Below are 14,487 nucleotides of genomic sequence, written 5' to 3'. Positions count from 1 at the left end.
ATGGACCATCAACAAGCGGCTTACAAAGTCGAAGCCTACGAACTGTTGAGCGAGCTGGAGACGTCGCTGCTGGAGCTGGAGCAAACCCCCGATAACAAGGATCTGGTGGACCGGGTGTTCCGGGCCATGCACACCATCAAGGGGTCGGGGGCCATGTTCGGTTTCGATGAGATCGCCGCCTTCACCCACGACGTGGAGACGGTGTTCGACCGCGTGCGCGACGGCCATATCCCGGTGACCACCCACCTGGTCAATCTGGCCCTGTCGGCCCGGGATCAGATCAAGGCCATGCTCGACGGGACGGCCGACGCCGACCGGGGGACCGGCATCATCGAAGGCTTCCGGGCCCTGCCGGCGCCCGCGGCAGATACGGCGCCGGCGGCCGCAGCACCCGCCACGGCGGATCCGGAAGACAGAGCGGCGGCCGCGGGCGATGAACAGATCTTCCGCATCTGCTTCGCGCCCCACGCCGATCTGTTCGCCAGCGGCACCAACCCCCTGGCCCTGTTGGACGAACTGGCCGAGCTGGGATCCTGCCGGGTGGTCGCCCACACCGACCGCCTGCCCGAACCGGCCGCCTTCGACCCGGAACAGTGCTACCTGCGCTGGGACGTTCTGCTGAGCACCGACCAGGGGCTCGACGCCGTCAAGGATGTCTTCATCTTCGCCGAGGATGGCTGCGATCTGTCCATCGATCTGTTGGCCCAAGGGCCGGCGGCCGATGATGCCCTGCCCAGGCTGGGCGAAATCCTGGTAGCGCGGGGCGATGTGACCCCGGCGATGGTGGAAAAAGTTGTGCAAGAGCAGAAGCGGCTGGGACAGCTGCTGGTGGATGCCCAGGCGGTGCGCCCCGAGCAGGTGTGCGCGGCCCTGGCCGAGCAGCAGTTCCTGGAACAGACGCGCCGCAAGTGCGACCCGCCTGCCGCGGCCGCCAGCGTGCGCGTGGCGGCCGAAAAGCTGGATGCCCTGGTCAACCTGGTCGGCGAGCTGGTCACGGTCCAGGCGCGCTTGAGCCAGAAGGCCGTAACCGACCGCGACCCCGAGCTGCTGGCCATCACCGAGGTGGTCGAGCGGCTGACGGCCGAGCTGCGCGATCACGTGCTGAGCGTGCGCATGCTGCCCATCGAAACCGCCTTCACCAAACTGCGCCGCCTGGTGCGCGATCTTTCCGGCGAACTGGGCAAGTCCATCGAGTTGCACACCGAGGGCGGTGAAACCGAGCTGGACAAAACGGTCATCGAACAGCTCAACGACCCCCTGGTGCACATACTGCGCAACAGCATCGATCACGGCATCGAAACCCCCGAACAGCGCCGCGCGGCGGGCAAGCCACCGCAGGGCACCATCCGCATCCAGGCCGAGCACTCCGGGGCCAATGTGCTGATCCGCATCGCGGACGACGGCGCGGGCATCGATCCCGAGCGGATCCGGGCCAAGGCCGTCGCCAAGGGGCTGCTGGCGTCGGATGCGGAAAAGAGTGACAAGGAGCTGCTGCAAATGGTCTTCCTGCCGGGCTTTTCCACCGCCGGCACGGTGACCAGCGTCTCGGGCCGGGGGGTGGGCATGGATGTGGTCAAGCGCAGCCTGGAAGCGCTGCGCGGCGGCATCGAGATCAACAGCGAGAAAGACCGCGGCACCACCATCACCCTCAAGCTGCCCTTGACCCTGGCCATCATCGACGGGTTGCTGGTTCAGATCGGCGCGGAGAAGTTCGTGCTGCCCCTGGCCTCCGTGGAAGCCTGCGTGGAGCTGACCCGCCAGGATGTGGCCGACGCCCACGGGCGCAACATTCTCAACATCCGCGACCGCCTGGTGCCCTACATCCCCTTGCGCGAACGCTTCGCCGTGGCCGGCGCGCCGCCGGCCATCGAACAGGTGGTGATCAACCAGGTGGACGACCATCAAGTGGGCATCGTGGTCGACCGGGTGATCGGCGAGCACCAGATCGTTATCAAGACCATGAACACGCTTTACAAAGATGTGCAGGAAATCTCCGGCGCCACCATCCTGGGCGATGGCACCGTGGCGCTGATTCTGGACGTGCAGCAGTTGATTCACGGGTTGGACCAGGCAGCCTAGCACGCCATGGTCTCGACCGTTCCGTGTCCGATAGCGAACACGGCCTTTCCGTCGCCGACAGCGTTGAAAGGCCTTTTCAGGCAACAGGGAAACCACCGAAAGCAGGACCGCGCCATGCCGCTGTCACACCTTGCCGATCTACCACAGCACTACCTGAAACCGGGGGAGCTGATCCGGACCGAACAGCCGGCGGTGGTGACCACGGTTCTGGGATCGTGCGTTTCGGTCACCCTGTTCCACCGCCACAGCGGATCGGCCGCCATCTGTCATGTGCTGCACCCCCGCTGCCCCCGTCCGGAGGCGTGCGACGACCGGTGCGATGCCGCCTACCGTTATGCCCCCTGCGCCGTCACGGCCATGGGGCACTGGATGAGCGCGCGCGGGGCGCGGCCGGGCCAAATCGAAGTCAAGCTGTTCGGCGGCGCCGCCATGATGGCGCGGCGGCCCGGGCAGAATGCATCCCACAGCATCGGCCGGCTCAATGTGGAGGCGGCCCTGGAAGCCATGGAAGCGCTGCACCTGTCCCTCAAAGTGGCGGACGTGGGCGGCACGGCAGGCCGCAAGATCCTCTTCGACACCGGCAGCGGAGAGGTCTGGTTGAAACGACTGACCCCGGTCGACCCGATCGGCGAATCGGCAATTTAAAGGAGTTCGGTATGAAAACATTGATCGCGGAAGATGATTTCACCTCGCGCACCATCGCCCGGCGGCAGCTGGAGCGCTTTGGGCCCTGCGACGCCGTGGAGGACGGATTGGCGGCGGTCACAGCCTTCGAGCGGGCGCTACAGGCAGGCAGGCCCTATGACCTGGTCTGCCTGGACATCATGATGCCCGACATGGATGGCCAGGAAGCCCTGCGCCGGATCAGGGCCACGGAGGCACAAATGGGTATCCGCGGAACCGGCGAGGTGAAAGTGATCATGCTCTCGGCCCTGGACGATCCCCGCTCCGTGGTGGAGGCCTTCTACCGGGGCGGCGCCACCGCTTACCTGGTCAAGCCCCTGGCCCCGGAAAGACTGGAATCGGAGTTGCGCCAACTGGGGCTGCTGAACGACGCGCAAGAGGCCCGCCGCGCACCGACCACCAAGGAGTAGACGCCATGGGAACCCCGATTCGGGTATTGATCGTGGACGATTCGGCGGTGGTGCGCAACACCCTGTCCGACATCCTCAATGCCGATTCCCGTCTGACGGTGATCGCCACGGCCCAGGACCCCTTCATCGCCGCCGAGCGCATGCGCCGCCAGGTGCCGGACGTGATCACCCTGGACCTGGAGATGCCGCGCATGGACGGGCTCACCTTCCTGGAGAAGGTCATGAGCCAGCATCCGGTGCCGGTGGTGATCTGCTCCAGCCTGACGGAGAAGGGCTCGCTGTCGGCGCTCAAGGCCATGGAGCTGGGCGCCGTGGAGGTGATCGCCAAGCCGCGGGTGGGCACCCGCGCCTTTCTGGAAGAGTCCAGGGTGCGCATCTGCGACGCGGTGTGCGCGGCGGCCCGCGCCAAGGTCAACCGCATTGTCCCCCTGCGGCGCATCGAACCCAAGCTGACCGCCGACGCCGTGCTGGCCAAGCCGGGCAGCCGGGCCATGGTGCGCACCACGGAAAAGGTGATCGCCGTGGGCGCCTCCACCGGCGGCACCGAGGCCCTGCGGCTCTTTTTGCAAATGCTGCCGGCCGACAGCCCCGGCCTGGTGATCGTGCAGCACATGCCGGAGAATTTCACCCGCGCCTTTGCCGAAAGGCTCAACGCCACCTGCCCGATGACCATCAAGGAGGCGGAGAACGACGACACGGTGATGCGGGGCCGCGCGTTGATCGCGCCGGGCAACCGCCACGCCCTGCTCAAGCGCAGCGGCGCGCGCTACTTCGTGGAGATCAAGGAGGGCCCCCTGGTCAGCCGCCACCGACCCTCGGTGGATGTGCTGTTCCGCTCCACGGCGCGCTATGCCGGGGCCAATGCCGTAGGGGTGCTGATGACCGGCATGGGGGACGACGGCGCCCAGGGGCTGCTGGAAATGAAAGAGGCCGGCGCCTTCACCATCGCCCAGGACGAGGCCACCTGCGTGGTCTTCGGCATGCCCAAGGAGGCCATCAAAAAGGGGGCGGTGGAAAAGGTGGTCCCCCTGGAACAAATCGCCGCAACAGTCCTGCGGCAATGCATTTGAAACTGCGAAAGATGGTTTTTCACTTTCCCGAAGCCCGGGGCCATCGCGTGGAAAATGGGAATCATTTGAAAAACCGTCAGGGAGGCGTAAGGAAATGAGCAAAACGATCATGACCGTGGACGATTCGGCCAGTGTGCGCCAGATGGTCGCCTTCACCCTCAAAGGCGCCGGCTACCAGGTCCTCGAGGCCGGCGACGGCCGGGACGCCCTGAACAAGCTCAACGGCGCCGGCGTGCAGATGGTGATCACCGACTTGAACATGCCCAACATGAACGGCCTGGAACTGATCAAGGCCTTGCGCGCCAAACCGGAGTGCAAATTCATGCCCATCGTCTTTCTGACCACCGAGTCGCAGGCGGAGAAGAAGACCGAGGCCAAGGCCGCCGGCGCCACCGGCTGGATCGTCAAGCCGTTCAAGCCGGAACAGCTTCTGGCCGTGGTCAAGAAGGTGTTGGGATAAAAACGGGAGACAACGTCATGACCGGCGAAACCGCCGCCCCGGTGGCCCGGGGCACCCACTTGAGCCCGAAGCTGTTCGAAGCGTTGAGCCGTTTCATCACCGCCGAGCTGGGCATCAAGATGCCGCCATCCAAGCGGACCATGCTCCAGTCCCGCTTGCAGAAACGCTTGCGCCAACTGCGCCTGGACAGTTTCGAGGCTTATCACGCCTATGTGTTCAGCAAGGAAGGCCGGGAGCAGGAGCTGCACCACCTGCTGGACGTCGTGACCACCAACAAGACCGACTTCTTCCGCGAACCGCGCCACTTCGAAGTGTTGACGGCCACCGCCCTGCCCGACCTGCTGGCCCGCAGCGGCGCCGGAGTGCGCCGGCCGCTCAAGCTCTGGAGCGCCGGCTGCTCGACGGGGGCCGAGGCCTACACCCTGACGATGGTGCTCAGCGAATACGCCGAGCGGGTGCCGGGCTTCTCCTTCCAGATCCTGGCCACCGACATCTGCACCCGGGTGCTGGAAAGAGGCCGCCAGGCGATCTACGAAGAGCGCGAGGCCGCCCCCATTCCCCTGGCGCTGAAAAAGAAATATTTACTGCGCAGCAAGGACCGCCAACATCCGCGGGTGCGCATCATGCCGCCCCTGCGCCGGCGGGTCGCCTTCCAGCGGCTCAACCTGATGGACCCCGACTACAACCGTCCCCGGGAGATGGACATCATCTTCTGCCGCAATGTAATCATCTACTTCGACCGTCCCACCCAGGAAGCGGTGCTCAGCCGCCTGTGCCGCTGTCTCAAGCCGGGGGGGTTTCTTTTCATGGGCCACTCGGAAACCCTCAACGGTTTCCAACTGCCTTTGCGCCAGATCGCCACCACCGTGTACCGTCTCGACGGCGGCCTTTGATCGCGCCGTTATTGTTTCAGGCGGCGTGACCAAAACGGCGAGGGCCCTGCCGGCGATATGGCAAATCCCGGCAACGGATGAACGTGGCCTGCCTGCGGTGGCGGTTAATTGGATGCGCTGCATTCATCCAGCACCCGGCGCACCATGCCGGACAGGGCGCGCATCGCGACCGGTTTCATCAAGAATCCCTGTATACCGTGCACTTCGCACGATTGCGCATCAACAGCTTCGCTGAAGCCGGTGCACAGGATGACCGGCAAATCAGGCCGCACCGAGTGCAACATACCGGCCAGTTGCGTGCCGGTCATGCCGGGCATGGCCATATCGGTGATCACCAGGTCGAAGGCCCTCGGATCGGACCGAAAACGCGCCCACGCCTCCAAGGGATCGGCCAGCCCACGCACATCGTAACCCAAGCGTTCGAGCATCTGCGTCAGCAGCCGGACGATACTCACCTCGTCATCGACCAGCAGAATACGCCCGCTGCCGAGTATCCGCCCGCCCCTGGAAATATCCGGCATTGTCTCTTCGCTACCGGCCACCAGTTGCAAGTATACATGAAATGTGGTGCCATGGCCGACCTGGCTGACCACCTGGATGTCTCCGCCGTACTCTTTAACGATACCGGAGACGACCGCCAAGCCGAGGCCGGTCCCCGAACCCGGCACCTTCGTGGTAAAAAAAGGATCGAAGATCCTGCCCAAGGTATCCGAGGCAATGCCATGCCCGGTATCGGACACCGAGAGGCGCACATATGCTTCATCCACCGACAGAGTGTCGGGCTTTTCAGGGTCGGTCGGGCAGAGTACCTTCGTCGCGATGGTGATGGCGCCGCCTTCTTCGGGGGGCATGGCTTGGTAGGCATTGGTGATCAGGTTCAGAACGATCTGGTGCAAATGGGTGGGGTTGGCCAAGACGTTGCCGCAATCCGGCTCGAAATCGGTGATGATTTTTATGTTGGCGGGAATGGTGGCGCGCACCATTTTCAGCACCTCTTTCAAAACGGCCTGGATTCGCACCACCTCGTGTTTCAACTCCGCCTGACGACTGAACGAAAGGATCTGGCTGACCAGTTCCCCTGCCCGACGGGCCGCCTTGTAAATCTCGGCGACATCTTCATGGTGCCGGCTGCCGGAATCGAATTCATCCAGCAACATTTCCGCGCGACCGAGGATGGGGAACAGAATATTGTTGAAATCGTGGGCGATGCCCGCCGACAAAGCGCCGATGGCCTCCATCTTCTGGGCGATCGTCAACCGCTTTTCCAGCGCCAGGTGATCGGTGACATCCCGCGCAATCCAGATAAAATACGCAATGGTTCCATCCGCCGCTCTCACCGGCGATATGGCGCAATCGGCGGTGTAGAGCGTACCGTCCTTGCGCCGGTTGATCAAACGGCCGCTCCAGCGTCGCCCGTCCAGAATGGTCTCCCAAAGCTCTGCATAGAAAAGCGGATCATGGTGACCGCTTTTCAGGATGCGCGGATTTTGCCCCAGGGCCTCATCGCTCGCATACCCGGTGATGGCGCTGAAGGATGGATTGACGAAACGAATGGTGCCGTCGCGCTCGGTGATGACGACCATTTCGCCGGACTGGTCGACGGCCGTCATCAGCAACTCCCTTTCCGCCTCGGCCTTTTGGCGTTCCAATTCCGCACCGGCACGCATGGCAAAGACCTGTAGCAGGGCAAGGGTTTCGGAATCCTCGTCCATTGGTTGATCGTCGAGCAAGGCCAGCAGCCCCAGAACCTTGCCCGAACTATCTTTCAAGGGGGTCCCCCAATAGCTCTCGGCTCCCATTTCCGCCAGAAGGGTGTCATCGGGAAAACGGTCCTGAACCCGGCGCGGATAGAAGCACGTGCCTTGGCCGACCACATGTTCACAGGGGGTACCCGCAAGATCGTAGTTGAAATTGGGGTCGAAGCCATCGGTTTGCCATACCGCCAGGGTGTGCACCGTTTCCACCCCCTCGGCGACCAGGCGCCCGAGCAGGACGCAGCGCACCTTTTGCAGCGACGCCAGCTGCTTGACCAGGAACCGGAAGATATCCTCTCCCGAAGCACTGCTGCTTGCCGCCAAGGCCCGCAGTACCGCCTCCGACCGTTTTCGATCGGTCACGTCCCTTACGATGCCGCGGAATCCGATGGGCGCTCCATTGTCGTCATGGATGAGAGACACCGAGCTTTCAATGTGCTTCCTTCGTCCGAGGCCGTCGGTGCGATCATAGTGGAAACCGCTCACCGGCTCTCCGGTGCGGTATATCCGGTTGTAGATCGATCGCAAACGGGCCCTTGTCTCCGGAGACATGAAACCACGGTAGCTGCGACCGATCAATTGCTCGCCGGGGCAACCGGCGATGCGGCAAAAAGCGTCGTTGTGAAATGTGTATCGACCGTCCAGGTCCACTTCGAAATAGCCCACATCCACCCCTTCCAAAAGGGCGCGATACCGCTCCTCTTGCCGCTGCTGCCGGTTCATGGTTTCCTCCAATCTTCGAAGCGGCCTGCAAAGGTGTCGCGCCCGGCGCGGCCCTTCGTGCATCGCAGTGGGATGGCCGGAAGCGACAAAAACAGATCGCCGTATGCGCCTGTACGAGCCAAGGCGTCACCCACTGCCGGGGGACCCTTGAAAAAGCGGCAAATAAACATGAACGATCGTTCCCTTGCCCGGCGTGCTGGCGACCGTCAGACCGCCGCCGTGGGCCTTGACGATGCCCAGGACCACCGACAGTCCCATGCCCCGCCCGGTGAACTTGCTGCTGTAGAAGGGATCGAAAATCCGATCCAGATCCTCGTCGGCGATACCATCACCGGTATCCTCGACCGCGATACGGGCATAGGTGTTTGCCTCCGGTGTCCAATCCGCCGGAAAGCGATGAGACGCGGGGATCTGCTCCCGACCCGCGGTATGGACCCCCAAGCGGACGGTGCCGCGGCGCTGCGCCATGGCTTCCCGGGCATTGGCCAGCAGTTCATTCAGCACCTGCCGGATCTGGGCGCCATTGCCGCGAATCATTGTTGCCGCATCGGGTAATACCGCTCGCCATGCAATGGTGTCGGGCATCTCGGCCCTGAGGTCCGGAAGTGATGCACGCACCATCGCGACAAGGTCCACCGGCTGATATCGATCCCGGTTCAGCCCCAGATAGGTCACCATGGATCCACTGAGGGCCGCGGCCCGCTGGGAGGCCCGCATGGCATGGCGCAAATAGGCCGCCGTTTCCGGTGTTCGGCCCTGATCCTCCATGGCCAGCTCCACGTTGCCCATGATCACGGCAAGCAGGTTGTTGAAGTTGTGCGCGACGGCCGCCGCCATGCGCCCCAGGCTTTCAAATTTTCGCAGACGTTCGGCCTGGCGTTCCGCGGCCTGCTTTTCGGCTTCCATCTGCTTGAGTTCGGTCACGTCACTGATGGTCAGCAACAAACCCGATGCGCCATCGCCCGCGGCCCGAAAACCCTCGGTGGGCTTGGACGCCGCCATGCGCACGACGCGGGCATGGCCCCCCTTGACCCGCAGGGCCGCTTCCAGGCTTTTCGCAGCCGGCTTTTTAAAAAAAGCCTTGAAGCGCGCCTGGAACCGGGGTTGATCGGTGGGCTGCAGAAAGCCGACCAATGCCCGACCGCGCAACGGTTCACCATCGCAGCCGATCATGGACCGAAAGGTGTCGTTCGCATCGACGATCATGCCGTTATCGTCAAGCACCACGTAGCCTACCGGCGCTTGGTGAAACAGGGCGGCGAAACGATCCCGGGAAACCATGAGCTGCGCCTGGGCCGTGCGCAACTCCTCGTTTTGCATCTCCAGTTCCGCCTGGTAGACCCGCAATTCATGCACCAGGGCCGTGTATCGATCAGCGGAAATGTCCTCGCTGCCGCTTCCCGCCTCGGCGACAAGGGCTTCACCGCGTTTGCGCAACTCATCCGGGTCACTGCGTTGGATTGCTTTTGCACAGCCTTTCACAAAATCTTCCTTACCTTTCTTCATCTGTTCCCGCTATCGGCTTCACCGGATTCAACGACCTCGCACAGTGCCATTTCCATCCGCTTGCGTTCGGTGATGTCAACCGCCAACTCCAATCGCACCGACCGCCCGTCGGGCCAATGAATCACCCGGTCCGTGATGTCGTAGTCCGCCCCGGTGACGGGGCTGCGGTATTCCCATCGGTGGGGTACACCCGGATTCGCCCGGATAATGACGTTGGTACAGAAATCACAAGGTTCCGATCTTTGCTGCAGCACCTCATGGCAAATGCCGCCCTCGATCCTCTCCCCGTAAACTTTGCGGGCCGTTTCGTTGGCGAACAGAACCGTGTAGTCGTCCATATCGGCCACATAGATAATGTGGTCGATACTGTTGAAGACGGACAGCAGCTGGGACCGCTCCATGCTCAGATCCGCCTGGATTTGCTTGAGTGGTCCGATATCCGTAAAGGTCAGTACAATTCCCGATGTCTCTCCTCCGCCGACGGCGTAAGGCAGCACCCGCATTAAAAACCAATCCCCGTCCCTTGTCCGGCATTCCTGTTCGATCATCCGGTTGCCGCCGACCACCGTTTGCACAGTGGTCAGCGGCTCGATCCCCTCCAGGCAGTGGGCGAGGTGAAACAAGGGCCGGCCCAGGTCCGCTTCGGTAATGCGGTATATCTTTTCCAATGCCGGCGTGAATTTACGGATTTCCAAATTTTCGTCCAGAAAGAGGGTCGCGATGTTCGTGGCGGCGATGAGATTGTCCAGATCGTTGGTGGTTTCGGTCAATTCGAGAATTTTGCTTTGATACTCGGCGTTGACCGTGTGCAGTTCCTCGTTGACCGACTGCAGCTCTTCATTGGTGCTTTGCAGCTCCTCGTTGCTGGCCAGCAGCTCTTCATTGGTGGCCTGGAGCTCTTCGTTGGCGGTCTCCAACTCCTCGATGGTGGCTTGCAGGTTCTCTTTGGTGAATTGCAGGTCCTGCTCCAGATCGTGTATGCGCTGTTCGGCCTCCTGGCTCAGATCGTACGCCTGGGTCCCATTGGCCGGAAGTTCGTTTTGGGGGGATGCCGCGGACTCAATGGCCACCACCGCGATGCGTTCGTGGCCTTTCTTGGCCGGCAACAGCCGCATGCGCATCTGCATCGTGCGAACGCCCGCACCGGACGGTAACCGAATGTTGGTGTACCGGATCTCGTCACCACTGCCGAAAACCTTCTGCAACCCGGTGGCCAGAGGAATGGACAACTCCTTGACCGCCATGCGGGTGATGTCATTGTGCACCCTGCCCGAAGGCAGGCGTAAAAGCCCATCGGTCTCACCCGCCAGAAACAGCAGGTCCAGGTGCTCATTGACCACCGCAAGGGCAAACCCGTAGTCGGCGGCCAAGGCCTCCAGCAGATGCTCCTGCATCCGCTCTTCCTGGCGCGCGCTCAAGACCCGTCTTCCGCTGTCGAAGCGCACCGCCGTCGTTTCCAGCGGCGTGTGCGCCGACACCTGGAACGGAACGCCGGCCAGCGGCCGTTTGCGGCCGCGGGACCGGTAAATCTTCAATTTGTGATCCAGCGTTTCGAACAATTCAATCGCTTCGCCGGGCGTCTCGCTCGTTCCAAGCAGCAAAAGGCCTCCCGGATTGAGGGAAAAGTTGATGAACGCCATCACTTTCTGCTGCAGGGCGGGCTGCAGGTAGATCAGCAGGTTGCGGCAGCTCACCAGATCGATGTTGGTAAAGGGGGGATCTTTGGCCAGATTGTGCTGGGCAAAAACGACCATCTCCCGTATTTGGCGCTGCACTTGAAAGGTGTGTTCCCGGTGCACGAAATATTTCGTCAACAGGCCGGCGGGCAGATCCGCGCCGATGCTGTCGGGGTAGACACCGTTGCCGGCATTGAGCAGGGCATCGCGGTCCAGATCGGTCGCAAAGATTTTGATGTTCCGCGCATCACCCAGCCCGGCCATGCTCTCCCGCACCAGGATCGCCAAAGTATACGCCTCTTCGCCCGTGGCGCAACCGGGTACCCAGAAACGCAGCTCCCGGTTGCCGACGCTCCTCAGGAGCGACGGCAAATAGTGGGTCCGCAGGGCATCGAACACCGAATGGTCGCGAAAAAAACTGGTGACGCTGATCAAAAGTTCCCGGTAAAGCGTGGCCACTTCGATCGGACGGGTTTCCAAAACCCGCACATAAGCGTTCAGATCCTCCGCCTGGGTGACCGTCATGCGCCGTTCGATACGGCGCATGACGGTGCTGGGCTTGTAAAGCGTGAAATCGACCTTGGTTTGCTCGCGCAGTAACTGAAAAATTCGGTCCAGCCCATCCGCGTCCGAGAACAGGACCGGCGTCCGATGCGCCGGGTCGGCTATCGGCTGTCTGATGAAACCCAACAAGCGTGCGGGCATCTCCTCCGGCGGCAGCACAATATCGGCCAAGCCGGTGGCCACGGCCGCCCGGGGCATGCCGTCGAACTTGGCCGAGGCCTCGCTTTGCACCATGATCATGCCACCGGCTTCCTTAATGGCCCGGATGCCGCGCACGCCATCGCTCCCGGTGCCCGATAGAATAATGGCAATGGCTTTTTCGGCCTGGTCCTGGGCCAGCGAATGAAGAAATATGTCGATGGGCAAGTTGAGCCCCTTGCCGTGATCATGCTCTTTCAGGATCAGTTTTCCGTGGAAGATGGTCAGATGCTTGCGCGGCGGAATCAGATAAACCGTGTCGGGTTCAACCCGCATGCCTTGCTCGGCGCGGCGGACCGCCATGGCCGTGCGCTTGGAAAGCAGTTCGACCATCAAGCTTTTGTAATCCGGCGCCAGATGCTGTATCACGACAAACGCCATGCCGCTGTTCGCCGGCATGTGGGCGAAAAAGGCCTCCAGCGCTTCCAGCCCACCGGCCGATGCGCCGATGCCCACAAAAAAAGAGGGGGGGCGTTCCCCTTTGCCGGTGTCCCGGTGCATTCATACCTCCGTCAGCTTCGCATGGAAGATTCTGCGTGCCATGCCGGCAACCGTTCGCGCCGACGGCATCGACCAACCACCGTGTGGTCGAAGTGCATGATTTCTATATAACAGAGGATCAACCAGGATAGTTGACAATTTTTTACCCGTTTTTTGTCAGCTAAAACCTGTCAATATATCGGCCGGCCGACTCACAGGCCTTGCAGAAAGGACTTCAGATTTTTCTTGGTGTGGGCAATGTTCAATTTCCGGCGGATGTTGTTGCGATGAAAATATACGGACCGCGAACTCATGTGAAGGGCATGGGCGATCTCTTTGCTCGTTTTGCCGGCCCGCACCAGATCGGCGACCTGGATTTCCGTCGACGACAAACCGCGATAGGCGGCATTGATGGAAGCATCGAAGGGAGAAAGAATTTCGTGGATGTGCTTCTGGACGATCTCCAGGTAAGTGGCCAACTCCTCCCGGTGAATGGTCTTTTCCATTTTGGCGAAATAGGGCGTAACGAGACGATCGAAATTCTGCAACAATTCATCCATGGTCTTCTGTCGCTGCTCCGAACGGTGCTCCAAGAGCACATTCAGCGCGATGTTTTTCTTCCGCAGGTCTTCTACAGAGGCGTTCAGTTGCGTTTGAGCCTTCCGCTTGTCCAAGTGGATTTTCAGAATGGGCGCGGTAAAGGCGGCCAGGGCCTCGAGCCGCTGCTGGTCCTCCACCGTATAACCGCCGGCTTTGTTGGCGACGGCAATCTGCCCCACCAATTCCGCGCCCACGAGCAGCGGCGCCACCAGCGCGTTTTCAAGGGGCAGGTGCCCCGAAGGCGGTTGCAGTCCCGTATTGCAAACCAGCGAGCGCCTCTGCCGCATCGCCTCGCCCCAGAGCCCTCCCCAGGTTTCCTTCGGAAAGCGAATGCTTTTGTCCGACATCCGGCATTGCGCCCACACATTCCCGGTCAGGGAGGGGCAAACCAAATCGCCACGCGCGTCAATATACCCGAAATAGCCGTGCCGGCTCCGGGTGGCCGTCAAGATCAGTTCCAGAATGTCCGCGAAGAGATGGCCTTCGGCATCGGCCAGAAAACGCTCGGCGACATTGGCGCGCAGCGTCAGATCCGCATTGAGCCGCGCCAACTTATCTTCGATCCGGATGTGCTTGGTGACATCCAGACAGTGCCCGATATAGCCCACAAAAGCGCCGCCCTTGTCAAAGCGCGGCCGGCCCATGTCCTCGACCCACCGGTGAACGCCGTCGTGGCGCCGCATTCGATAAGTCATCTCGAAGGGTTGACGCACCTTGAAAGCCTCTGTGTAGGTCTGTATGCAACGCTGCCGGTCATCGGGGTGCACACTTTCCAACCAGCCGTAACCCAATTCCTGGTCCAGCCGGCGGCCGGTGAATTCCATCCAGGGCCGATTGAAGAAGTCGCACAGCATGTCGCGCCCCGAGGTCCACACCATGGTGGGGCCGCTATCGACCAAGGCCTGGAAACGCCCCTCGTTCTCTTTTTGCGCGGTGATATCCTGCACGGTGAGAAGTGCGAAACGGCACCCATCAACATCCAGGCCACCCAACCGGTAATGCAACCAGCGCGATGGTGGGCCTTGATCGCTGCGCAACCAGGCTTCTCCGGCCGCTTCCGCTTCCTGGCCGCCGGCAACGGTTGTGCGAAGGGCCTGGATGATGGGGCAGCTTCCGCATTCGGGACCATGGCCGCAGCCTTCGGGGTGGGCATGGCGGTTGCGGCAGGCAAAAAGATCGCCGCAGCGGATGGGCGCAATGCCATCCGGCGCCATTTGAAACAGCCGCAGCGCAGCGGTGTTGGCATACACAATCCGCTCGGCGGCATCGATCAACAGCACCGCCATCGGCAAAGCCGACAGAATGGTATGGAAATCGACGGCAGGGGCCATCTTGCAATCCTTTTCATACCGATTTCGATCCACACGTCCACCATCCCGACCGCCACACA

The 14,487-nt window shown here is 61.9% G+C and carries 10 protein-coding genes; 6 read left to right on the top strand and 4 right to left on the bottom strand.

Going from position 1 to position 14,487, the window contains the following annotated elements; translation table 11 throughout:
- From MRX98_RS07220 to MRX98_RS07195, 6 genes are all read left to right on the top strand, one after another.
- Complete coding sequence (locus tag MRX98_RS07220; protein ID WP_246904500.1) at positions 1 to 2,079, top strand: chemotaxis protein CheA; 2,079 nt, start codon at positions 1 to 3, stop codon at positions 2,077 to 2,079.
- 114 nt (positions 2,080 to 2,193) lie between these two features.
- The gene (locus tag MRX98_RS07215; RefSeq protein ID WP_246904497.1) at positions 2,194 to 2,724 is read left to right on the top strand and encodes a chemotaxis protein CheD; all 531 of its coding nucleotides are present in this window, start codon (positions 2,194 to 2,196) and stop codon (positions 2,722 to 2,724) included.
- A gap of 11 nt (positions 2,725 to 2,735) precedes the next feature.
- The gene (locus MRX98_RS07210) at positions 2,736 to 3,173 is read left to right on the top strand and encodes a response regulator (RefSeq protein WP_246904494.1); all 438 of its coding nucleotides are present in this window, start codon (positions 2,736 to 2,738) and stop codon (positions 3,171 to 3,173) included.
- 5 nt (positions 3,174 to 3,178) lie between these two features.
- A complete protein-coding gene (locus MRX98_RS07205) occupies positions 3,179 to 4,243 on the top strand; it encodes a protein-glutamate methylesterase/protein-glutamine glutaminase (RefSeq protein ID WP_246904492.1) in 1,065 nt (354 codons plus the stop codon).
- Positions 4,244 to 4,337: 94 nt separating this feature from the next.
- Positions 4,338 to 4,703 (top strand): response regulator, encoded by a 366-nt coding sequence (locus MRX98_RS07200; RefSeq protein WP_246904490.1) that lies wholly within the window; start codon positions 4,338 to 4,340, stop codon positions 4,701 to 4,703.
- Between the two features lie 17 nt (positions 4,704 to 4,720).
- Positions 4,721 to 5,596: a CheR family methyltransferase gene (locus tag MRX98_RS07195; protein ID WP_246904488.1), complete on the top strand. Its 876-nt coding sequence runs from the start codon at positions 4,721 to 4,723 to the stop codon at positions 5,594 to 5,596.
- A gap of 104 nt (positions 5,597 to 5,700) precedes the next feature.
- On the opposite strand, the gene MRX98_RS07190 is transcribed toward MRX98_RS07195, so the two are convergent.
- The 4 genes from MRX98_RS07190 to MRX98_RS07175 form a co-directional block, all read right to left on the bottom strand.
- The gene (locus MRX98_RS07190) at positions 5,701 to 8,073 is read right to left on the bottom strand and encodes a PAS domain S-box protein (protein WP_246904485.1); all 2,373 of its coding nucleotides are present in this window, start codon (positions 8,071 to 8,073) and stop codon (positions 5,701 to 5,703) included.
- 126 nt (positions 8,074 to 8,199) lie between these two features.
- Entirely contained in the window at positions 8,200 to 9,555 is a 1,356-nt protein-coding gene (locus MRX98_RS07185) for a two-component system sensor histidine kinase NtrB (protein WP_246904483.1), read from the bottom strand.
- 20 nt (positions 9,556 to 9,575) lie between these two features.
- Positions 9,576 to 12,518 (bottom strand): chemotaxis protein CheB, encoded by a 2,943-nt coding sequence (locus MRX98_RS07180; protein ID WP_246904480.1) that lies wholly within the window; start codon positions 12,516 to 12,518, stop codon positions 9,576 to 9,578.
- Between the two features lie 191 nt (positions 12,519 to 12,709).
- Positions 12,710 to 14,428 carry a PAS domain S-box protein gene (locus MRX98_RS07175; protein WP_246904478.1) on the bottom strand — a complete coding sequence of 573 codons (1,719 nt, stop codon included), beginning with the start codon at positions 14,426 to 14,428 and terminating at the stop codon, positions 12,710 to 12,712.
- Between the last annotated feature and the right edge of the window lie 59 nt (positions 14,429 to 14,487).

It is taken from the genome of Desulfatitalea alkaliphila (genome assembly GCF_022968795.1).
GTDB classification, from domain to species: Bacteria; Desulfobacterota; Desulfobacteria; order Desulfobacterales; family Desulfosarcinaceae; genus Desulfatitalea; species Desulfatitalea alkaliphila.
Note: the sequence above shows the minus strand (reverse complement) of the source record. Positions and strands in the feature narration are given on the sequence as shown.